Source organism: Kribbella sp. NPDC050124 (genome assembly GCF_044460355.1).
Classification (GTDB): Bacteria; Actinomycetota; Actinomycetes; order Propionibacteriales; family Kribbellaceae; genus Kribbella.
This window is the reverse complement of the sequence record NZ_JBITJU010000014.1, coordinates 151510-172987: the sequence shown is the minus strand read 5'-3', so window position 1 is coordinate 172987 and position 21478 is coordinate 151510. Positions and strand designations below refer to the sequence as shown.

The 21478-nt window shown below is 69.0% G+C and carries 18 protein-coding genes; 9 read left to right on the top strand and 9 right to left on the bottom strand.

The window, feature by feature from the left end; all coding sequences use genetic code 11:
* Positions 1 to 13: 13 nt before the first annotated feature.
* From ACIBL3_RS28910 to ACIBL3_RS28895, 4 genes are read right to left on the bottom strand one after another with little or no spacing between them, the layout of a single operon-like run.
* Positions 14 to 1258: an MFS transporter gene (locus tag ACIBL3_RS28910; RefSeq protein WP_396356793.1), complete on the bottom strand. Its 1245-nt coding sequence runs from the start codon at positions 1256 to 1258 to the stop codon at positions 14 to 16.
* A complete protein-coding gene (locus ACIBL3_RS28905; protein ID WP_396356792.1) occupies positions 1255 to 2607 on the bottom strand; it encodes a GH1 family beta-glucosidase in 1353 nt (450 codons plus the stop codon). The genes ACIBL3_RS28910 and ACIBL3_RS28905 overlap by 4 nt, the downstream gene beginning before the upstream one ends.
* Complete coding sequence (locus ACIBL3_RS28900; RefSeq protein ID WP_396356791.1) at positions 2597 to 3187, bottom strand: YbjQ family protein; 591 nt, start codon at positions 3185 to 3187, stop codon at positions 2597 to 2599. The genes ACIBL3_RS28905 and ACIBL3_RS28900 overlap by 11 nt, the downstream gene beginning before the upstream one ends.
* A 42-nt stretch (positions 3188 to 3229) precedes the next feature.
* Positions 3230 to 6388, bottom strand: a complete 3159-nt coding sequence (locus ACIBL3_RS28895) for a penicillin acylase family protein (protein WP_396356790.1) — start codon at positions 6386 to 6388, stop codon at positions 3230 to 3232.
* A 149-nt stretch (positions 6389 to 6537) separates the two neighbouring features.
* Between ACIBL3_RS28895 and ACIBL3_RS28890 the strand changes: the two genes are divergently transcribed.
* Entirely contained in the window at positions 6538 to 7629 is a 1092-nt protein-coding gene (locus ACIBL3_RS28890) for an aminotransferase class V-fold PLP-dependent enzyme (RefSeq protein ID WP_396356789.1), read from the top strand.
* A gap of 1 nt (position 7630) precedes the next feature.
* On the opposite strand, the gene ACIBL3_RS28885 is transcribed toward ACIBL3_RS28890, so the two are convergent.
* Positions 7631 to 9574, bottom strand: a complete 1944-nt coding sequence (locus ACIBL3_RS28885; protein WP_396356788.1) for a DEAD/DEAH box helicase — start codon at positions 9572 to 9574, stop codon at positions 7631 to 7633.
* 349 nt (positions 9575 to 9923) lie between these two features.
* Here ACIBL3_RS28885 and soxR point away from each other — a divergent pair, with 349 nt between their 5' ends.
* The 3 genes from soxR to ACIBL3_RS28870 all read left to right on the top strand — a co-directional run bounded on the left by soxR (position 9924) and on the right by ACIBL3_RS28870 (position 11908).
* On the top strand, positions 9924 to 10397 hold the full coding sequence (gene soxR, locus ACIBL3_RS28880; protein ID WP_396356787.1) for a redox-sensitive transcriptional activator SoxR: 474 nt from the start codon (positions 9924 to 9926) through the stop codon (positions 10395 to 10397).
* A 235-nt stretch (positions 10398 to 10632) separates the two neighbouring features.
* A complete protein-coding gene (gene snpA / locus ACIBL3_RS28875; protein ID WP_396356786.1) occupies positions 10633 to 11298 on the top strand; it encodes a snapalysin in 666 nt (221 codons plus the stop codon).
* A gap of 94 nt (positions 11299 to 11392) precedes the next feature.
* The gene (locus tag ACIBL3_RS28870; protein ID WP_396356785.1) at positions 11393 to 11908 is read left to right on the top strand and encodes a hypothetical protein; all 516 of its coding nucleotides are present in this window, start codon (positions 11393 to 11395) and stop codon (positions 11906 to 11908) included.
* Here ACIBL3_RS28870 and ACIBL3_RS28865 read toward each other — a convergent pair.
* Positions 11905 to 12924: a LacI family DNA-binding transcriptional regulator gene (locus tag ACIBL3_RS28865; RefSeq protein ID WP_396356784.1), complete on the bottom strand. Its 1020-nt coding sequence runs from the start codon at positions 12922 to 12924 to the stop codon at positions 11905 to 11907. The genes ACIBL3_RS28870 and ACIBL3_RS28865 overlap by 4 nt on opposite strands.
* Before the next feature lie 219 nt (positions 12925 to 13143).
* Here ACIBL3_RS28865 and ACIBL3_RS28860 point away from each other — a divergent pair, with 219 nt between their 5' ends.
* Complete coding sequence (locus tag ACIBL3_RS28860) at positions 13144 to 14223, top strand: ABC transporter ATP-binding protein (RefSeq protein ID WP_396356783.1); 1080 nt, start codon at positions 13144 to 13146, stop codon at positions 14221 to 14223.
* Positions 14224 to 14286: 63 nt separating this feature from the next.
* Here ACIBL3_RS28860 and ACIBL3_RS28855 read toward each other — a convergent pair whose 3' ends face one another.
* Positions 14287 to 15258 (bottom strand): glycosyltransferase family 2 protein, encoded by a 972-nt coding sequence (locus tag ACIBL3_RS28855; protein ID WP_396356842.1) that lies wholly within the window; start codon positions 15256 to 15258, stop codon positions 14287 to 14289.
* 111 nt (positions 15259 to 15369) lie between these two features.
* Here ACIBL3_RS28855 and ACIBL3_RS28850 point away from each other — a divergent pair, with 111 nt between their 5' ends.
* A complete protein-coding gene (locus ACIBL3_RS28850) occupies positions 15370 to 17850 on the top strand; it encodes a YfhO family protein (RefSeq protein ID WP_396356782.1) in 2481 nt (826 codons plus the stop codon).
* On the opposite strand, the gene ACIBL3_RS28845 is transcribed toward ACIBL3_RS28850, so the two are convergent.
* Positions 17840 to 18832: an ABC transporter permease gene (locus ACIBL3_RS28845; RefSeq protein WP_396356781.1), complete on the bottom strand. Its 993-nt coding sequence runs from the start codon at positions 18830 to 18832 to the stop codon at positions 17840 to 17842. The two genes, ACIBL3_RS28850 and ACIBL3_RS28845, sit on opposite strands and share 11 nt — an antisense overlap.
* A complete protein-coding gene (locus ACIBL3_RS28840) occupies positions 18832 to 19752 on the bottom strand; it encodes an ATP-binding cassette domain-containing protein (RefSeq protein WP_396356779.1) in 921 nt (306 codons plus the stop codon). The genes ACIBL3_RS28845 and ACIBL3_RS28840 overlap by 1 nt, the downstream gene beginning before the upstream one ends.
* A 175-nt stretch (positions 19753 to 19927) precedes the next feature.
* Between ACIBL3_RS28840 and ACIBL3_RS28835 the strand changes: the two genes are divergently transcribed.
* From ACIBL3_RS28835 to ACIBL3_RS28825, 3 genes are read left to right on the top strand one after another with little or no spacing between them, the layout of a single operon-like run.
* Positions 19928 to 20230: a metal-sensitive transcriptional regulator gene (locus ACIBL3_RS28835; protein ID WP_396356777.1), complete on the top strand. Its 303-nt coding sequence runs from the start codon at positions 19928 to 19930 to the stop codon at positions 20228 to 20230.
* A gap of 31 nt (positions 20231 to 20261) precedes the next feature.
* Positions 20262 to 20480, top strand: a complete 219-nt coding sequence (locus ACIBL3_RS28830; RefSeq protein WP_396356775.1) for a heavy-metal-associated domain-containing protein — start codon at positions 20262 to 20264, stop codon at positions 20478 to 20480.
* Complete coding sequence (locus tag ACIBL3_RS28825) at positions 20477 to 21478, top strand: hypothetical protein (protein ID WP_396356774.1); 1002 nt, start codon at positions 20477 to 20479, stop codon at positions 21476 to 21478. The genes ACIBL3_RS28830 and ACIBL3_RS28825 overlap by 4 nt, the downstream gene beginning before the upstream one ends.

Sequence of the window (21478 nt, the reverse complement as noted above, 5' to 3'; positions counted from 1 at the left end):
ACGGTCGGCAGGACTAGGCGACGGAGCGGATGTTGCGGACCAGGAGGCCGGCTAGGAGGGTGACGCTGGCGGCTAGGAGGTAGAGGAGGGGGTAGCCGCCTAGGTGTTTGACTATGGGGGCGGCCAGGGCGGGGGCGAAGACCTGAGGGAGGGAGTTGGCGATGTTGATGACGCCCAGGTCTTTGGCGCGGTCGCGGGCGTTGGGCAGGATCTGGGTGAGCAGGGCGAAGTCGACGGACAGGTAGACGCCGAAGCCGGCGCCGAGGATGATCGCACCGAGGACGGCGCCGGGCCAGGTGGGCCAGAAGGCGAGGACGACGCCGGCGAGCGCCATCACCACGCCGGACCAGGTGACGAAGATCTTGCGGCGGGCGATGCGGTCGGACCAGGTGCCGAAGACGACCGAGGTGACAAGGACGCAGACGCTGTAGATCGCGGTCAGGATCAGTACGGCGGTGTCCGGCTCGTCGACGCGCACCTTGTCCTGTAAGTAATAGAACAGGTACAGCGTCCCGAGCGCATTCCCCACGTTGAACAGGAACCGCGTCAGCCACCCCCACCCGAAGTCCGGGTAGCGTCGCGGGCTGATCCAGAACCCACGCAGGAACGAGCGCACGACCAACGGCGGTCGCGACGTCAGCCGCTCGTCACCACTGCCAATCAAATACGGCAGCACCGACAACAGCAGAAACACCGCGCACGCGACGTACCCGGCGCCAATACCACCGAAGTACGTCGCAAGCCCCGTGCCGACCAATGCGCCAAGGACTTGCGACAACGCAACCCATCCCCCGACGGACCCCCGCTGCAGCGTCGGCACGCGATCCGGCACCGCCGCCGTGATGGCCGCCAGCAGCGCGTTGCCGAACAGTTGCACCAGGCACCAACCGACCAGCATCCACGCGACCGACGCGACCCCGCCCAGCACGAGCAGACCGACCGCACCACCGACCGAGCCCGCCAGCACCCAAGGCACCCGCCGCCCGAAGCGCGACGTCGTACGGTCGGAGATCGCGCCGGCAACCGGGTTCGCGACCACCGAGACGGCCGCACCAACCCCGGTGACCAGCCCGAACACGAACTCCTTGTTGCCCGGAGCAACCGCCTCGGACTGCTTCGCCAGAATCACCTGGATCGGCCCCAGCCACGCCGCGAACACCCCGACGTTCGCCAGTACGACGGCCGCCGTCCACCGGGCCCGCACCCGGTCGACCGGCTCCGCGAACGCCGTCGGTACGACGCCCGGCTCGGGGATCATCCTCGACTCTGCGCGATCACGTCACGGAACCAGTGGTACGACGCTTTCGGCGTCCGCACCTGGCTGTCGAAGTCGACATGCACCAGCCCGAACCGCTGCGAGAACCCCGCCGCCCACTCGAAGTTGTCCAGCAGCGACCACTGGAAGTACCCGCGGACGTCGATCCCGTCGTCGATCGCCTGCTTCAGCGACCGCAGGTACCCGTCGAGGTACTCGATCCGCCGTTGGTCGTCCACCGGTTCGGCGAACGAGCACCCGTTCTCGGTGATGAAGATCGGTGGCAGCCGGTCGCCGTACCGGTCCTTGAAGATGCGCAGGATCTCGCCGAACGCCGACGGCACGATCGGCCACCCGAAGTCCGTCTGCGGGTAGCCCTCGAGAGCGCGCGGCTCGAACGGCAGGCCCGGCGGCAGCAGGATCCCATCGGTCGCGGCGGTGTCAGCCTGACCGGTCGCGGCGCCGACGGACACCGGCGCGTAGTGGTTGATGCCGAAGAAGTCCAGAGGGCTCGAGATCACCGCGAGGTCGTCCTCGACCGGCCCCGGCATCGCCGCCTCGAAGCCGGACGGATAGGTCCCGAGCAGCACCGGATCGGCGAACAGCCAGTTGATCAGGTTGTCGTAGAGGCCGGCAGCTTCCTTGTCCTCGACGCTGTCGCTGGCCGGCCAGGTCGGCGCGTGGTTGCTGGCGATCCCCACGTTGGTCGCGCCGGCTGCCCGCAGCGCCTGCACCGCGCGGCCGTGCGCCAGCAACTGGTGGTGCGCGACCGGGAGCGCGTCGAACAGCAGCTCCCGGCCGGGTGCGTGCGCGCCCAGTGAGTACCCCATCAACGTGAGCACCATCGGCTCGTTGATCGTGATCCACAGCGGCACCCGGTCCGCGAACCGCGCGGCCAGAATGCCTGCATAGTCAGCAAACCAGCCGCAGATGTCCCGGTTCTGCCACCCGCCCTCGTCCTCCAGCGGCTGCGGGGTGTCCCAGTGGAACAGCGTCGGCACCGGCTGGATCCCGGCGCCGAGCAGCGTGTCGATCAGCCGGTCGTAGAAGTCCAGCCCGGCCGCGTTCCCGGGACCTTTGCCGGACGGCTGGATCCGCGGCCAGGCGAACGAGAACCGGTAGCTGTCGACCCCGAGGTCCCGCATCAGCGCGACGTCCTCGGCGTACCGGTGGTAGTGGTCGCAGGCCACCACGCCGGTGTCGCCGTTCAGGATCCGGCCCGGCTCGGCGCAGAACGTGTCCCAGGTCGACGGGCCGCGGCCGCCCTCGGTCACGGCCCCCTCGATCTGGTACGCCGACGTCGACACCCCCCACCGGAATCCGGGGCCGAAGTTAAGTGCCTCAGCTGTCATTCGCATCGTCCTCGTCAGGGATAGGCTTCGGCTCGGTCTTGCGGACGATGACCGCCGTACCGTAGGCGGCCACCTCGCTCATCGTGTTGGCGATCTCGGTGCAGTCGAACCGCATCGCGAGGATCGCGTTCGCGCCCATCTGCTGCGCCATCTGGCACATCCGCATCACCGCGACGTGCCGCGACTCGGCCAGCATCTGGGTGTACTCCGGCACCTCGCCGCCGGCCAGCGACCGGAATCCGGCGGTGAAGTTCGACCCGAAGTCGCGGCTGCGCACGGTCAGCCCGAAGACCTCGCCGAACACCTTCTCCGCGGTGTACCCGGGCAGGTCGTTCATGGTCGAGACCAGCACCGGGTACGGCGAACCTTGCGGCGCGACGTGCGGCGCCGGCTGCTGGGCCGGCTGGTAGTTCCCCGGCGCCTGGCCGTACCCGGGCTGCCCGTAGCCCGGCTGCGGCGGCCCCTGCTGGTAGCCGCCCTGCTGCTGCGGCGGCGGCGCGTAACCGGGCGGCGGGCCCTGCTGGTATCCCTGCTGCGGCGGGTACGGCTGGTTCGGGTTCGGGGGGAAATTCTGGTTCATGCCCTCATCCTGACAGGCCAGGGTGACTCATTGACGACAGTGTCATTGACGGTAGGCCTGAAGCTCATAGATCGAGTACCCGTACGACGTCGCCCGCTGCGTCCCGGTGACCCGGACGTACCGGGCAGGCACCGCGCCGAACCGGACCACGTCCTCCCCACCGTTCCCGGTCGTCGTCGCGTAGACCTGCCGCCACGAGGATCCGTCCGACGACACCTCCACCCGGTACGACTTCCCGTACGCCGCCTCCCACTGCAGCACCACCCGCCCGATCGTCTGCTCGTTGCCGAGGTCAACCTTCAGCCACTGGGGATCCGACCAGTCGCTCGCCCACCGGGTCGCCGGCTTCCCGTCGACCGCCAACGCCGGCGGCGAGTTGTACCAGCCCTTCTCGTAGCTGCTCGCGGAAGCCGTCTTGCCAACAGCCAGGTTGCTCACGTCGTCACCCCGGCGCGCCGGGAACTCGATCACCTGCTGGTACGTCGGCCGATTGACCCAGGCGATCCGGTCCTGGGTGATCCCGCCCATCGGGTTGTGCGCGATCTGGTCCGCGCAGAACTGGTCGCCCGCCGCGCAGTCCGCGGTCGCCGGGTACGTCGTCGCCGCCGGGACCTTGGTTGCCGCGAGCAAGGTGTCTGCCAGGACCGTCCGGCAGGCGGCCAACGCTCCGCCGCCGCAGTACGTGACCGGTTGCGGCGCCTGCACGGGATCGCCGAGCACCTTGCGCAGGTCGCGCTGAACGAAACCCCACCATCCGCTCTGGAACGCGGACCCCTGCGCACTCGGCCGCTCGTCGATTTTCAGGTTCGCGACGAGGGCGCCGTACAGATCAGGGCCGAGATCCTTGAACTGGGCCGGGACGAGCAACGGCCACCAGGCGTCGAGAATCCGGATCGCCTCGCTGTGGTCGTAGACCTTCGAGGACGCGCTCGGCGTCTTGCGGTGACTGCCCGCCGCTTGCCATGCAGTCAGCTTGGCGATCGCGTCAGCGACTGCCGGGTCGGTGACCGGCGCCGACTTCAGGACCCGCAGCAGATACGGAAGGACCTGATCACCCCGGAGATCGACGGTCGCCGCGTCCTCCATCGCCTCGACCAGCTTGCCGCGGGTGAACTTCTGTCCGCTGTCGATGACGGCCTCGATCCGGTCGTCCAGTGGCTGGCTGCGGTAGACCGAGTTGTAGCCGAACTGCCCGTCGGACGCGGAGAACCCGGGCGCCTGCTTGTTGTTCCAGCTGATCAGGTAGTCCTGGTTCACCACCTGCGGGTGCTGCGCGGCGGGGGTGTACGTCGCACGGTTGGTGTCCGGGTTCCAGCCCTGCCACTCGTACGAGCTCCAGGTCGGCAGGTTCGGGTCGCCGCCCGCCGCGCGGACCGGATTGTCACCGGAGTTGAAGTACGCGATCGAGGTCTTGTCGGTGTAGAACCAGTTGAACGTGTAGCCGATGTTGTGCGCCGCGGCCTTGAAGTCGGCGGCGTTGTGGATCTTGTCCGGGTCGTTGAGCTGCATGAACCCGAGCGCGGACCCGGCCTCGTTGCCGTACGTCGAGCGGTTCTTGGTGAACAGCACCGGCCGGCCACCGACCGTGCCGCGGTGCGTGACGATGCCGTACTTGGTGCGCAGGGCAACCAGTGTGTAGGAGCCGGCCGGCTCGGACGATCCCAAGCTGGAGTACCACTCGTTGTGCCGCTCGAGCCGCTCGATCGGCACGCACTGGCCGCGGTACTCGTAGTACTGCGAGTTCTTTGTCGGCGTCCCGCCGCCGGGCTCACACAGCGGTACGGCGAACGTGTCGGTGATGTCCTGTCCGGCCGACGTAGCGCTCCACGAGTAGTCCGGTCCACGGCCGATCAGCGTGTAGAAGTTCAGCCCGGCGAAGGCGATGCCGCGGGAGCTGACGCCCGGGCCTTGGAGCTCCTGCCGGAGCAGCAGTTGCGGTGCGAAGTAGCCGGTTTGTGGACCGTAGACGGCGACCGGGTTGCCGCTCTCGGTGTGGGCGCCGGAGACGAGCAGTGCGTTCGACATGCCCTTGTCGCCGAAGCCCTTGGGGAAGAGGCCCGCGTCGAAGATGCCGCGCAGCGACTCCGAGCCCTTCGGCACCGGCTTGCTCGCCGTCCCGGCGGTCTGGTCGATGACCTGCGGCTCCGGCGTGACCGAGCCGCGATCCGGCAGGGCGCGACCGGCCGGCTTCGGTTCCGTCACGCCGTACGGGAAGGTCGCGCCGTTGTGCACGGTGGTGTTGGCCTCCGGGTCGTTCTGCGACCGGAACGACTCCCACACCTTGGTGCCTTGGGCAACGCCGTACTTCGCCTGCGCCTCGAGCAGCGCCAACGCCGAGGTCACCTCGTGGCCGCCGCCGGTGCCGAAGATGCCGGCGACAACAGCCGCCGTGGCGACGACGTCGGTCACCTTCCACTGCGGTGTCGGCCAGGCCAGGCCGAGGGCGACGTACTCACCGGGGTACGCGATGCCGACCGTGTTGATGTAGTGGTTGACCCCGTCGACCCAGGCCTTGATGTCCTGCTGCATCTTCACGCCGTCGGCGCCGTACCGCTCGTCGGCGTCGTCGTACTGCTTCTGCAGATCGGCTTCGGTGTACGGCGCCGTCCGCCAGAACTCTTGCTCGAACGCTCGATTGGCCGGCGCGCCACCCGCGAACGGCGTCAGCTGGCCGCGACCGAGGTGCCGGACCACGTCCATCACGAACAGCCGGTCCTGCGCCCCGGCGTACCCGGCGCCGAACATCACGCCCGCCCGTGTCGTGCCGGTGATGTGCGGAATACCGCGCGACTTGTCCCGCACGATCGTGACGTCCGGGCGCGGCTGGACCGTGCTCGCGACGTCACCCGCTTTCACCCCGAAGGACGCGTCGTCGAAGTACGCGTCCAGGCCGTCGTCGGTGCTGCCTTGGGAGTTCCAGACCAGATTCTCGTACGGCTTCAGCGAGTCGCTGAAGTGCGCCGGCCGGGTCCCGAACGCCTTGAAAAGAAGGAGATCCGTGAAGGTCGCGTTGCCGTTCTGCCCGGGTGTGACGATGTCGTCGCACTGTCCGACGCAGTAGTCGGCGGGGACTGCGGCGACGGCTTGTGGTGCGGCTTGGGTGGGTGCGGGCAGAGCAGCCAGTACGGCGACCGCGGCTGCGGCGGCGAACGTCGTACGGAATGAGCGGCGGGATGTTCGCGGGGCGGTGCGAGGCGACACGGATTCCTCCCTCGGGACGCGGGCCGGCGGCAGGGGAGTTACGAAAACTGAGAATGACTCACCAGTAGCTTCGGGTCAAGATGCTGCCGGGTCCGAACCCGATTGAGTCTCGCCAACCACAGTCAGTCACCACTACTGTGTGCAGCACCATGAGCATTCACGATCGCTATCGGCTCAGTGTGGTGATCAATGCCAAGGGGACGTACACCCCGCTCGGGGTGTCCAGGAGTTCCCACGGGGTGGCGGAGGCCGTCGCACAGGCACTGCCTGAGTTCTTCGTGATGGACGAGCTCGGCGACCGGGCCAGCGAGGCCATCGCCCAGGTGACCGGCGCGCAGGCCGGCGCCGTCGTCCACTGCACCGCCGCGGGCATCACGCTCGCCGTGGCGGCTGCCATGACCGGCGGCGACCCGCGCCGGATCGCGTCGTTGCCGGACACAACGGACATGCACAACCGGGTGGTGATGCCGGCCGGCCACGTGGTCAACTACGGCCACTCGAACCTGCAGGGCATCCGGCTGGCGGGTGCGCGGGTCGATCTCGCCGGTGACGAAATCCGTTGCAGCGTTGGCGATCTGGAGCAGGAGCTCGACGGTCCGGACATCGCCTGCCTGTTCCTCGTCTCGTCCCGGCTGACCCAAGGCGAGCCGATCGACCTGGTGGCCGCCGTACGGGCCGCGCACCGTCGCGGCGTACCGGCGATCATCGACGGCGCCGCTCAGTTCCCGCGGATCGCGGACCTGCTGTCGACCGGTGCGGACCTGGTCCTGGTCAGCGGGCAGAAGTACCTCGGCTCGCCCACCGCCGGGCTGGTCGCGGGCAGCTGGGCCCTCGTGCAGTCGATCCGTGCGCAGGACAAAGGCATCGGCCGGGTGATGAAGCCGACCAAGGAAGCCGTCGTCGGCGTGCTGGCCGCGCTCGAGGAGTGGCAGGCCTTCGACCGGGTCAAGTGGGAGGCGGACCAGCTGGCGAAGGTGGTCTCGTTCGCCCGGGCGGCCGAGGAGATCCCGGGAGTGTCGGCCGAAGTCGAGCCGGACCCGACCGGCCTGCAGGTGTCCCGCGTCCTGCTGAGGGTCGCCGACGCGAAGCGCATCGCGACCGAGCTGGAGGCGGGCTCACCGCCGATCTATGTGATGACCGACCGGGCGGACGACGACGAACTGATGCTCGAGCTCATTCCGCTCGACGACACCGAGATCGCCGCCATCCTCGCCCGGCTCTGGGCCATTCTCACGCAGTAGTTCAGTGCTGGTAGGACTTGTTCTCGGTACGGCGGGGGCCGTTGGGGCGACGGGGACCGTTGCCCCCGCGACCCGGGCGGTTGTTGCTGAACCGCTTGCCGCCGCCCTTGCCGAAGCGCTGCGGCTTCGGCGCCGGCAGCTTCACCGGGTAGCCGGACGGCGTGTTGCCGCCGGTCAGCCCGGTGACGAGCTCGTCGCCCGGACGCGCCCGCACTGGTGAAGCGTCGACCCCGGCGGACTCGGCCAGCCGGATCATCCCGCGCCGCTGGTGCGGCAGGACCAAGGTGACGACCGCGCCCTTGCCACCGGCACGCGCCGTACGACCGGCCCGGTGCAGGTAGTCCTTGTGATCCGCAGCCGGGTCGGCCTGGACGACCAGCCCGACGTCGTCGACGTGGATGCCGCGGGCCGCGACGTCCGTTGCCACCAGCACCGGAACCGAACCGTCCTTGAACTGGTCCAGCGTCCGGTTCCGCGCGCCCTGGGTCAGGCCGCCGTGCAGCGCCGCCGCCATCACACCGCGGTCCCGCAGCTGAGTGGCGACACGGTCGGCGCCCAGCTTGGTGCGGACGAACACGATCGTGCGGCCGTCGCGGCTGGCCAGCTCGGCCGTCAGCGACTGCTTGTGCCCCGGCTCGATCACCAGCAGGTGGTGCTCCATCGTGGTCACGGTCGCCTGGCCGGACTCGGTCGAGTGCGTGACCGGGTCCTTCAGGTACGTCTTCACGATGGTGTCGACGTCGTTGTCCAGCGTCGCCGAGAACAGCAGCCGCTGGCCGTCGGCCGGGGTCATGTCGAGCAGCGTGGTGACCGCCGGCATGAAGCCCATGTCGCACATGTGGTCGGCCTCGTCGAGGACGGCGATCTCCACCGCGCCGAGGTCGGCAGCGCCCTGCTCGCACAGGTCGATCAACCGGCCGGGGGTCGCGATCAGAAGGTCGACGCCACGGCGGAGCGACTCGATCTGCTTCGGGTACGGCAGGCCGCCCGCGATCAGCTTCAGCGACACGTTCATCACGTGCGCGAGCGGCTCGAGCGCGTCGTGCACCTGCATCGCCAGCTCACGCGTCGGCACCAGCACCACACCGCGCGGGCGGCGGGACTCGGTGTGACCGCCGGCCAGCCGCATCAGCGTCGGCAGGCCGAAGCCGAGCGTCTTGCCGGAGCCGGTCTGGCCGCGGCCGAGCACATCCTTGCCGGCCAGCGCGTCCGGGATGGTCGCGGCCTGGATCGGGAACGGCGTGGTGATGCCGTCGCGGGCCAGCCGCTGCACCAGCCGCGGCGCCAGCCCGAGCGCGGCGAACTGGTTGTCCGGGGCAACGGTGCCCAGGTCCACCGGCTCCTCGCGCCGCTTCTCCTGCACCACCGGCCGCTCGTCCCGCCGCTCGTAGCGCGGCTTCTGGTAGGACGAACGGTCGTCGCGGCGCTCGTACGACGAACGGTCGTCGCGGCGCTCGAACCGGGGCTTGTCCTGGTACGACGAACGCTCGTACCGCGGCTTGTCGCCGTACTGCTGCGACCGCTCGCTCCGGTACTGCGGACGGTCGTCGCGGTTGTACTGCGGGCGCTCGTCCCGCTTGTACTGTGGCCGGTCGTCGCGGTTGTACTGCGGACGGTCGTCGCGGTTGTACTGCGGACGGTCGTCGCGGTTGTAGCGCGGGCGCTCGTCGCGGTTGTACTGCGGGCGGTCGGACCGCTCGTACTGCGGGCGGTCGTCGCGGCGGTAGCGCGGGCGCTCGTCGTCGTACTTGCGGGGCTGGGTGCTGCGGTCGGCGCGGTAGCCCTTGACCGGACGGTTGTCGCGACGCTCGTCCCGACGGTCCTCGTCCCGAGCGGCCGGGGGGTTGCCCATCCGCTCGCCGTACGACTGGTTCTGGAACTTCTTGTGCCGGGGCTTCTTGGCCCGGCCGTCGGGCTGGTTGCTCTCCGGGTGGTGCTGGGTCACGCAAACTCTCTCTCAACGTCACGGACGAAGCCCACGGAGCCGCACGCAAAGGCCGGCCAGTGAAAACTGGCCGGACTGGACGAACAAGCAGGAGATAGGCATCGACCTGCGGGTGCTATCGCGTTGCACCCATGTCGCCGGGGATCTTCAGCGGGATGCTGAAACCGACGGGTCGGAGCGCCTGGGGAAAATCTCTGGTGACGCGACATACGCACCGACACGAGAAGTATACCCGACGCGGCGGCCGCTCCTGACCGCGCCGACCCCGCCAGACCACCGGCGACACTGGTACGACGCGACTCACTTCAAGTGAGGTTGAGTTTTTGGGCGGCGGTCCTAGGGTGGCGGTATGGCGGAGGAGAACGTTCCGAGCAAAGAGCACTGGCTGTCCATCGGGGAGATCGCTCATCGGTCCGGAGTCGCCGCGTCGGCCTTGCGGTTCTACGAGGACCAGGGGCTGATCAGCTCGCGACGGACAGCCGGCAACCAGCGCCAGTACCAGCGCAGCACCTTGCGGCGGATCGCGTTCGTGCAGGCGGCCCAGCGGGTCGGGCTGGCGCTGGCCGAGATCAAGGGCGCGCTCGACTCCCTGCCGGACGACCGGACGCCGACCCGCGCGGACTGGAGCCGGTTGTCCAAGACGTGGCGCAGCCGGCTCGACGAGCGGATCTCCGAGCTCGAGCGCCTCCGCGACGACCTCGACGGCTGCATCGGCTGCGGCTGCCTCTCCCTCCAACGCTGCAACCTCTACAACAAAGCCGACCGCCTCGCCGAACGCGGCCCCGGCGCCCGAATCCTCAACGTCGGCATCCCCGGCGAGTGACCGCCGAGTCGTCGATTTGGGCTCCCGAAACCGCCGAACGAGAACCGAGATCCACAACTCAGTGACATAAGTCGCGGGCTATGAGGGGCATAGAACGGCGGCGGGGGTTCGCGGGTTAACCCCCGAGTTTTTGGTGATCTGGTGCGGAACTCGCGGAGCGTTTGGCAGCATCCGGGGTGTAGCGATCAGTAATCTGCCGGTCGCTTTCCGCCACAGATCCGGAGTGAGGCCCTCCATGTCGCATCGCCGTATCCTGACTTCGCTCGCGGGGCTCGCCGCCGCCGCGCTGGCCGTCCCCACCTTCGCCGCAGCGTCCCCCGCGCCGGCCCCGGCCACCTCGTCCGTGTCCACCGCGCAGACCCGCGCCGCGTACACGGGCTCGCCGCAGGACCAAGCCGCCACCAAGGCCTTCTACGACGCCGTGATCAAGTCCGCGCGCGCCAAGCAGGCCAAGTCCGGCAACAAGGCTGCCGCCGTCACGGTCACGTACGCCGTCGACGCGCCGACCTTCCGCGGCCAGATCAACTCCAGCACGTCGATCTGGAACTCCTCAGTCGGCAACGTCACCCTGGTCGAGGGCAGCAACTACGACTTCTACTACACCGAGGGCAACGACCCGCGTGGCTCGTACGCGTCCACCGACGGCCACGGCCGGGGCTACATCTTCCTGGACTACGCCCAGTCGCAGCAGTACGACCCGACCCGGATCACCGCCCACGAGACCGGACACGTACTCGGCCTGCCGGACCACTACTCCGGCCCGTGCTCCGAACTGATGTCCGGCGGCGGCCCTGGCCCGTCGTGCACCAACGCCTACCCGGACGCCAACGAGCGCGCCCGAGTGGACCAGCTCTGGGCCAACGGCATCGCCTCCGCAGCAGCCGCCGCCTTCACCAAGTAGCCCCCAGGCCCTCCGGCCCGGAACCGCCCGGCAGGGGACGGTCCCGGGCCGGAGCTCTGCGTACGACGCCCCGCCCGCCACATACTCTGATCCCGTGCCGAGGTGGGTGGGGATTGCGGTCGCGGCAGCTGGCAGCGTGCTGATGCTGGCCGGCTGCACGGTTCCGCCGGGCGGGGTCGTCGGGGTCTCGGTCGACGCTGCCGGTAAGCCGGTGTTCGTCGTCCAGATGTGCGAAGGGCACGTCGATGGCGCGTCCTTGTACCTACCGGATCCGGACCCCGACCGGGCACCGCCACAGGACCAGGACATGGGCACGTGGGAGGTCAGTCCGGCGCTCACCGGGTTCGCGCAGTTCAGCGCAGAGACCGGCGGCAACGGGTGGCGGGTGTCCGGCACAGTCCGACCAAGGGACCCGGAGGCGCGCTACCGGATCTACGCGTGGACACATGACAACAGCTGGTCTGCGGATGGGCCGGAGTTCAGTGAGCGGGATCTCCAAGCCGTGCAGCCCGGCAAGCTGATTGTGCCGCCCAGCGAGCCCGAATCGGAGACCAACGAGATCTGGTCCGTGGCGGAGTTCCGGGCCAAGGCCTGTGACGTGTGGTTCTAGCGCGCCGGGCCGGTGGAGCCGCGGACTACCAGTTCGGGGCGGAACAGGAACTCGGTGTGCGGGGTCGTGTGGCCGCGGACTTCTTCCAGGAGGGACTGGACCGCGGCCAGGCCCATGGCCTGGACGGGTTGGCGGATCGTGGTGAGCGGCGGGTCGGTGAACTCCATCATCGGGGCGTCGTCGTAGCCGACGACCGAGATGTCGCCGGGGACGGAGAGCCCGCGTTGGCGCGCCGCGCGGATGACGCCGAGCGCCATCATGTCGGAGCCGCACATGACCGCACTGACCCCGGCGTCGAGCAGCTGCTGCGCGGCTGCGGCGCCGCCCTCGACTCCGAACATGCTCAAGGCGACCAGCTCGTCGAGCTCAGGGTCGGTCAGGCCGAGTTGCGCCTTCATCGAGGTGCGGTAGCCGGCCAGTTTGCGCTGGACGACGATGAACCGCTCCGGCCCGGACGCGAACCCGATCCGGCGGTGGCCGAGGGCAACCACATGGGACACCGCCAGCTCCATCGCGGCGTACTCGTCCGACGACACGAACGGCGCCTGCACCGCGGGCAGCCAGCCGTTCACGAACACCACCGGCAGCCGCCGGTCCACCAGCGCCTGGTAGCGCTCGTGGTCGGCTCCGGTGTCGGCGTGCAGGCCGGAGACGAAGATGATCCCGGAGACGCCGCGCTCCAGCAGCATCTCGACGTACTCCTCCTCGGTGGCGCCGGACGGAGACTGCGTGCACAGCACCGGGGTGAACCCGCGCTGCGACAACGCCGACTCGATCACCTGAGCGAACGCCGGGAAGATCGGGTTGATCAGCTCCGGCATCACCAGCCCGATCAGCCCCGCCGACCGGCGCCGCAACCGGGTCGGCCGTTCGAACCCGAGTACGTCGAGCGCGGTCAGGACCGACTGCTTCGTGTCCTCCGCCACCCCCGGCTTGCCGTTCAGCACCCGCGAGACCGTGGCCTCGCTCACCCCCGCCTTGGCCGCGATGTCCGCCAGCCGCGCTCTGCTGCTCACGCCCGGCACTGTACCCAGCCGATCGCTGATCTTGCAGCAAGATCCTGCAAGTTCTTGCAGGATGCGTGGAGTTGTCCACAACGTGAACAGTACGGACACATCACACGCCGTACACCTTGTCAGGACGAGCCGGGCGGGTGAGGATAAGCGCACCCCCGCCCGGGGGCCTTTACTCGGATCGTCCGGCACGTTCCTGCCGGTGAAGGGAAGTACATCGTCATGGCCACTGTGTCTTTCAAGGCAGCCACCCGGATCTACCCCGGTGGTGACACCCCCGCCGTCGACAAGCTCAACCTCGAGATCGAGGACGGCGAGTTCATGGTGCTCGTCGGCCCGTCGGGTTGCGGCAAGTCCACCTCGCTCCGGATGCTCGCCGGCCTCGAAGAGGTCAACGAGGGCTCCATCTACATCGGCGACCGCGACGTCACGCACCGTCCGCCGAAGGAGCGGGACATCGCGATGGTGTTCCAGAACTACGCTCTCTACCCGCACATGTCGGTCGCCGACAACATGGGCTTCGCCCTGAAGATGCAGGGTGTCTCCAAGGAGGACCGCGCCAAGCGTGTGATGGAGGCCGCCAAGCTGCTCGGCCTGGAGGAGTACCTGGAGCGCAAGCCGAAGGCTCTGTCCGGTGGTCAGCGTCAGCGTGTCGCCATGGGTCGCGCGATCGTGCGTAACCCGCAGGTCTTCCTGATGGACGAGCCGCTGTCGAACCTCGACGCCAAGCTGCGGGTCCAGACCCGTACGCAGATCGCCGAGCTCCAGCAGCGTCTCGGTGTCACGACCGTCTACGTCACCCACGACCAGGTCGAGGCCATGACGATGGGCGACCGGGTCGCCGTACTGAAGGACGGCCTGCTGCAGCAGGTCGACACCCCGCTGAACCTGTACGACCACCCGAAGAACAAGTTCGTCGCGGGCTTCATCGGTTCGCCGGCGATGAACCTGCTGAACGCCGACATCACCGAGGGCGGCGCGAAGCTGGGCGACTACGTCATCCCGCTCGAGCGCAGCCTGCTCGCCAAGGCCGGCAGCGACAAGACGCTGACCGTGGGTGTCCGGCCGGAGGCCTTCAAGGTCGCCGACCAGGGCCTGCCGGTCCACGTCGCGGTGGTCGAGGAGCTCGGCGCCGACGCGTACCTGTACGGGACCGCGGAGCACAACAACGAGCACCAGCAGATCGTCGCCCGGATCGACGCCCGGATGCCGGTCGAGAAGGGCTCGACCATTCACCTCGCGGCGGTGCCGGACAAGCTGCACCTGTTCTCCGCCTCCACCGAGGAGCGGCTGACCGCCTGATCAGCGGTACGACGTAACGTGCAGCGGCCCCGGATGGCTCGACCATCCGGGGCCGTGGTGCGTCTAGGTGACCTTGCGCCGGCGTTCGTCCTGGGTGGCCGGGTGGTCGGCCGGGTTCAGGTTGGTCTGCTTCAGCAGGTAGTGCGGGCGCTTCTTGGTCTCGTAGTAGATCCGGCCGATGTACTCGCCAATCACCCCGAGCATCACCATCTGCAGCCCGCCGAGCCCGGTGATCGCCGCGATCAGCGTGACGTACCCGGGCATCTCCACCCCGTGCAGGACGGCGACCGCGATCACCCAGACGGCGTACCCGGCGGCGACCGCGGTGAGCAGCAGGCCGACGTAGATCGCCAGCCGCAGCGGCCGGTTGTTGAACGACAGCAGCCCGTCCAGCCCGTACTCGAGCAGCCGGCGGAAGGTCCACCGGCTCTTCCGCTGCGCCGGCTGCTTGACGTTCTCGTACTCGAACAGGATCGACTCGAACCCGATCCAGGCGAACAGCCCCTTGGAGAACCGGTTGTACTCGCCCAGCTCCAGCAGGCCGTTGACGGCCCGGCGGGACAGCAGCCGGAAGTCGCCCACCCCGTCGACCAGCTCGACGTCGGCCCACTTGTTGATCAGCCAGTAGTAGGCGCGGGCGAACAGCGTCCGGCTGGCCGGGTCGCCGACCCGGTTCCGCCGCGCGATCACCTGGTCGAAGCCGCGCTCGTACAGCTCCAGCATCCGGCCGATCAGCTCCGGCGGGTGCTGCAGGTCGGCGTCCATGATCACCACCGCGTCGCCGGAGGCGTACCGCAGCCCGGCTAGCATCGCGGCTTCCTTGCCGAAGTTCCGGCTGAAGGACAGGTACCGGACCGCCGGGTCGGCGTCCGCGAGCTGCACCAGGGCGTCGAGGGTCCCGTCGCTGCTGCCGTCGTCGACGTACACGATCTCGTACGGCCGGCCGAGCTCGCCGAGCTCCCGGCTGACGGCTTCATGGAACCGGTCGACCACGTCGACCTCGTTGAAACACGGCACCACCAGACTCAGCCGCATCACGCGCCCCACCTCCCGGACCGGTACCGATTCTTGTCCAGACCGGAACTACGCGCTACTTTGGCGCTCGATCGAGCGGGCGGACACGGGGTCTGAGCTAAGGGGCGGCCAGTGCAGGACGGAGCGGGACCGGACCCGAAGCGCTCGGCTCTCCTGCCTGCGCTCGTGGCCGGTGTGCTGGTGGCGGCGGTGTTCGCCGCCTCCGGAGTCATCCGCGGTACCTTTCCCTTCGGTTCACTGTCCCGCAGTACCAACGATCTCGGTACCCAGTACATCCCCTTCTTCGCCCACCTGTGGGACGTCCTGCACGGTCGCGCCCAAGGTGACCTGCTCTTCAACTGGCAGAGCGCGTACGGAGTCGGGTTCCTGGCCGACTACGGCGTCGACCTCGGCAGCCCATTGTCCCTGCTGGTGGGTCTCTTCCCACGCGACCAGATCGATCTGGCCGTCTACGTCATCACCGTCCTCAAGCTCAGCCTGGCGGCCGCCGCGATGGCGGTCCTACTACTCAAGATGTCGCCAGGACCCCGTTGGGTTGCAGCCATTCTCGGAGCGTCGTACGGCGTCTGCGGCTGGGCGATCGACGACGGGGCGTACGTGCCGATGTGGCTGGACGGCCTGATCGCGCTGCCGATGTTCTTCCTGGTCGCCGAGTGGTCACTGCGCCGGACCAACCGACTGCTCAGCGTGCTCGTGGTCGCGGTGTTCTGGGTGTCCAACTTCTACACCGCCTACATGGCGACGATCGCGGCCGGCCTGTACCTGATCGCGCGGGTGCTGACCAGCGACCTGGCCTGGGGGCTGCGGCTGCGCGGCGTTCTCCGGCACGTCATCGCGTTCGTGCTCGGGATCGCACTGGCCGCGCCCATCCTGCTGCCGATCTTCGCGGCCAACGACGACGCGACCCCGTCACCGTCGGGCATCTTCACGCCGTCTCCGGTCGACGTCTTCCTGTCCCGCCTGCTGCCGCTGTCCGAGGGCGTCGGCCGCACGGCCAGTCTGTACGTCGGCACCGCCGCCCTCCTGCTCGCGCTGACACTGCCGTTCAACCGGTCGGTGCCGATCCGGACCAAGCTGGTCTGGATCGTGACGACCGCGGCGATCGCGCTGTCGTTCCGATGGACGCCGACCCAGGAGATGTGGCACGGCTTCGACACCCCGAACGGCAGCCAGTACCGCGAGGCCTTCGTGCTGTGCGGCGTGATCGTGGTCCTGGCCTGGGTCTCGGTCGCCGCTCGGCTGCCTGGTCCCCTGGCGCTGCTGGGTGGCGCGGCGCTGGTCGCGGTCATCGCCGTACTGTCCGACGGCAGTCCGATGCTGACCGACCACGCGATGACAGTGCTGATCGCCTCGGGCGCTGTCACGATCGTTGCACTGGGCACCATCTGGGTCGTACGGCGCTTTGCCGCAGGGCCACGGGTCAAGTGGCCGATCGCGGCCGCGTTCGCGGTGGTGATGGCCGTGGTCGCCGTCGAGACCACGTGGACCGCAGTGGTGACGGACGAGCAACGGTCGAAGATCCTCAGCACCATGGTCCCGGCGTGGAACCAGCAGCAGACCGAGCGGTCCGACGCGATCATGGGCGCCAACGCCTGGCCGCAGTACCGGGCCAACCCGGGGACGTCGGTGACGCCGAACGACCCGATGTTGCTCGGCGGGCAAGGCGCCGGGCTCTACAGCAGCCTGCTCCCCTACTCGGTGAACAAGACGCTTACCGGACTCGGCTTCGGCTGGTCCGGGTACGGGCGGGCGTCCGACGATCTCCAGCATCCGGTGATCGACGCGATCTTCTCGGTCGGGGCACGCCTGCATCTCGAGTCAGGCGGTAAGGAATCCATCTCGCGGTCCGTCGTACCGCCGCTGGTGACCGTCCGGCGGCGGCTCGGGGCGACCGGGGCCTCGAACGCGTTCGTCGCGCAGGAGCGGCTGCTCGGGACCCAGGTGTACGAGGTGCCGGAGTACCGCGGCAGCAAGTCGATCACCGGCGGCGACGTGAAGCTGGTCGGGCGCTGCACGCCTGGTACGACGGCGTACCTGCACCAGCCCCGGGTTTCCGGGGCGGCGCGGCTGACCGACGGGGAGCAGTGGCATGAGTTGACCGCGAGCCGTCGGCCGGGCATCAACACGAACAGTGCGATGGTCCGCCTTGGCACCGTCCCGCCGTCCGGGGTCGTGTCGGCCGAGATCAAGTTCACCGGCTCCGCGTCCGGGATCACCGCGACTGGCGCGCTCGGCTGCCTCGACGAGCAACGCCTGGCGAAGGCGGTCCGGATGTTGCGGTTGAGCGGGGCGACGCACGTCGAGGTCGGCGGCCACTCGATCAGCGCGACGCTGCCTGCGGGCAGCCAGGGGTACGCCGTGATCGCCGTACCGAAGCTCCCCGGTTGGGAGTGCTCGGCCGGCGGCGGCAAGGCTCAGACACCCCGTGACTACGGCGGTCTGGTCGCCGTACCGCTGACCGACAACGCGGACCGGATCGACTGCACCTACACGCCGCCCGGTCTCCGCCGTGGTCTCGCAGTGGCTGCCGCCGCCGCTGCCATCACCCTCGGGCTCGTGCTGTTCGGCCGCCTCCGCCGATCTAGGAGGTGATGTCGCGGCGGTAGAACACCGCCCCGCCGAGGAGGACCAGGACGACGGCCAGGATGCCGAGGTACCAGGCGCCGTGCTCGAACGACAGCGTCTTCTCGATGCTGCTGCACATGTAGCCGCCGTCGGATCCGGTCGAGCACTGGTTCACGTAGTACGTCGCGTCGTGCCGGACGAAGGCGTCGAAGTTGAGCTTCACCAGCCACGGCTGGGCCTTGTTCAGGAAGCTGGCGAAGACACCCTCGATCAGGACCAGGTACCCCATCGCCACCCCGATCGCGGCCGCGGTGTGCCGGAGCAGCAGTCCGACCACCCCACCGAGCGCGGCGCCGATGGCGACCACCAGGACAGCCCGGCCGGCCGTCGCAGTGAGGTCACCCCAGACCTTGCCCGTCGTACTCGAGGTGTCACCTAGCTGGTCGACGATCAGGTACGTCCCGACCATGAGGATCGCCAGCACTCCGACGGCCACCGGGACGAACCCGATCGCAGCGGCCAGCAACTTGCTCCCGTACACCCGCAACCGCCGCGGTTCGAACGTCAGCCAGTTGCCGATGGCACCGGTGCTGAACTCCGCCCCGACGAAGCTTGCCCCGATCAGGAACGCGGCGAAGACCAGCAGGTACGACGACCCGAGCAGCAGCTCCGGCATCAGTTCCGCGAACACCACCCGCGGCTTGCCGAAGTCGTCGATGGTCGGCTCCCCGAAGTTGCAGAACTCCTCCTTCGCCGGCTTCGGGTCCGGCTGGTTCTCCCAGTCCGCCTCGCAGCGTTGGCGATCCGCCTCCCCGTTCTGCACCCAGTACTCGTGCGCGGCCTCGAACTGCGCCTGGGACGACCGCTGCTCCTCGGCGGACATCGGCCGGGCGTCGTTCCAGACGACGACCATCAGCAGGACCGTGATCGCCAGCACCCCGAGTACGCCGATGACAGTCAGGCGGCGGGCGGTCAGCCGGCGGAGCTCGACTCCGGTCAGGCGAAGCATCACAACCCCTCGCCTTCGGTGAGCTCCAGGAACACCGATTCCAGGTCGGCACGGACCGGGACCAGCTCGGAGACGTACAGCTCGTGCTGCGCCAGCCGGCGGGTGACGTCGGCGGGGTGCTCCGCGCCGTCGACGAGCAGGTATCCGCCGTCGGCGCGCACGGTCAGGCCGGCCGCGGTCAGGATCCGGGTCGCCGCCTCGTGGTTGTCCACAGCAACCTTCACGGTTCCCGCCGTACCGCCGCCGATCACCTCGGCGACCGAGCCGGAGGCGAGCAGCCGGCCGTGGCCGATGATCGAGACAGTGTCGGCCACTTGCTCGACCTCGGCCAGGATGTGTGAGCTGACCAGCACCGTCTTGCCCTGGTCGCCGAGACTGCGCATGGTCTCGCGGATCTCCCGGATCCCGGCCGGGTCGAGGCCGTTGGTCGGCTCGTCGAAGATCAGCAGGTCGGGTTCCTTGAGCAGCGTGGCCGCGATCGCCAGCCGCTGCTTCATGCCCAGCGAGTATGCCCGGAACCGGTCCTTGCCGCGCTCGCCGAGCGAGGTCTGCTCGAGCACCTCGCCGACCCGCTGCCGGGGTGCGCCGATCGCCTCGGCGAGCAGCTCGAGGTTCTTCCGGCCGCTGAACGCCGGGAAGAACTTGGGCGACTCGACGATCGCGCCGACCCGGCCGACCACGTCCGGCAGCTCGGCGGGCACCGGCCGGCCGAACACCGCCATCGTCCCCGCGTCGGCCCGGATCAGCCCGAGCAGCATCCGGATCGAGGTGGTCTTGCCGGACCCGTTCGGCCCCAGGAACCCGTGCACCCCGCCGAGCGGCACGTCCAGGTCGAGACCCTGGACCGCCACCACCTTCCGGCCGCGCCGGGTCCGGTAGGTCTTGCGCAGACCGCGTGTGCTGATCGCCAGCTCCGGCATCTGACCCCCTTGTCGCCGTTCCGACGCACAGCTTGGCAGGTTTGTTCGGGGGGCGCTCGAAAATACCCTCTAGAGGTATGCCCGCAGGACTTGCATCTGATACCCCAAGGGGGTAACTTCATGCCTGTCGACATACCCCCAAGGGGTAGCAGTAAGGAAGCTGAAGGAGCCGGAGATGACCCACGACGCCGAGCACGTGCACGGATACACCGCCGAGAAGACCAGCCACCTGAAGCGGCTGCGGCGGATCGAGGGCCAGATCCGCGGCCTGCAGCGGATGGTCGAGGAGGACAAGTACTGCATCGACATCCTCACCCAGGTGTCGGCGGCCACGAAGGCGCTGCAGTCCTTCTCGCTGGAACTGCTGGACGAGCACCTGGCGCACTGCGTGGTCGAGGCCGCGCAGAAGGGCGGCGCCGAGGCCGAGGAGAAGGTTCGCGAGGCCTCCGACGCGATCGCCCGCCTGGTCCGCAGCTGAAACCGACATTCCGAGTCAGAGGAGAACCGCTATGACCACCACGACCTACTCCGTCACCGGCATGACCTGTGGCCACTGCACCGCTTCGGTCACCGAGGAGCTCAGCAAGCTCGTCGGGGTCCAGGAAGTCAGCATCGACCTCGTCGCGGGTGGCACCTCCGCGGTGCACGTGACGAGTGAGTCCGCTCTCGACGAGGCCGCCGTCCGCGAGGCCGTCGACGAGGCGGGCTACGAACTGGCGGCGTCGTGAGCCGGGCCGCCGCGCTCCGGCTCGGCGCGTTCGCCGGTGCGCTCGCGCTCGCCTTCGGGGCGGCGTTCGCGGTCGGCTCCGCGGTGGACCCGGTCGCGGCGGCCGACAACACCGCCCCGGCGCACAACGAGGAGATGGGCGGTATGGAGGAACCATCAGCAGGACACGGGGCAGGACACAGCGAGTCGGGCGGGCAACTGCCCGGGCTCTCGGTCTCTGAGGCCGGCTACACCCTCACCCCCGCGACGACGTTCTACCAGCCCGGTGCCAAGACCGAGCTGCGCTTCACCATCCAGGGCCCGGACGGCAAGCCGGTCACGCAGTACACCGAGACGCACGAGAAGGATCTGCACCTGATCGTGGTCCGGCGGGACCTGTCCGGCTTCCGCCACGTGCACCCGACCCGGGACGCGAGTGGGACCTGGAGCATTCCGTTCACGTTCACCGCCGGTGGCACGTGGCGGCTGTTCGCCGACTTCCAGCCGGCCGGTCTCGACCGGACGCTGACCCTCGGCACGGACGTCAACGTCTCCGGCCTCTACATCCCGGTCCCGCTCAGCGAGCCGGCGAGTGTCTACAGCTTCGACGGGTACGACGTGACGCTGGCAGGCAACCCGGTCGCGGGCAAGGAGTCTGAGCTGACGTTCACGGTCAACCGGGGCGGCAAGCCCGTCACCGACCTGCAGCCGTACCTGGGCGCCTTCGGGCACCTGGTGTCGCTGCGCAGCGGCGACCTCGCCTACCTGCACACGCATCCCGCGCAGGAAGCGACGGCAGGGATGAAGGGCGGACCGCAGATCAAGTTCGGCACGACCTTCCCGACTGCGGGCACGTACAGCCTGTTCCTGGACTTCCAGCACGCGGGCAAGGTCCACACCGCCGAGTTCACCGTCAAGGTGGGCACCGATGGCAAGACCGAGATCGTCCCGCCCAAGGAGCTCCCGGCGTCCCAGGCTCCGGCGACCCCGGGGCACGAAGAGACCCCGCACGGCCACTGA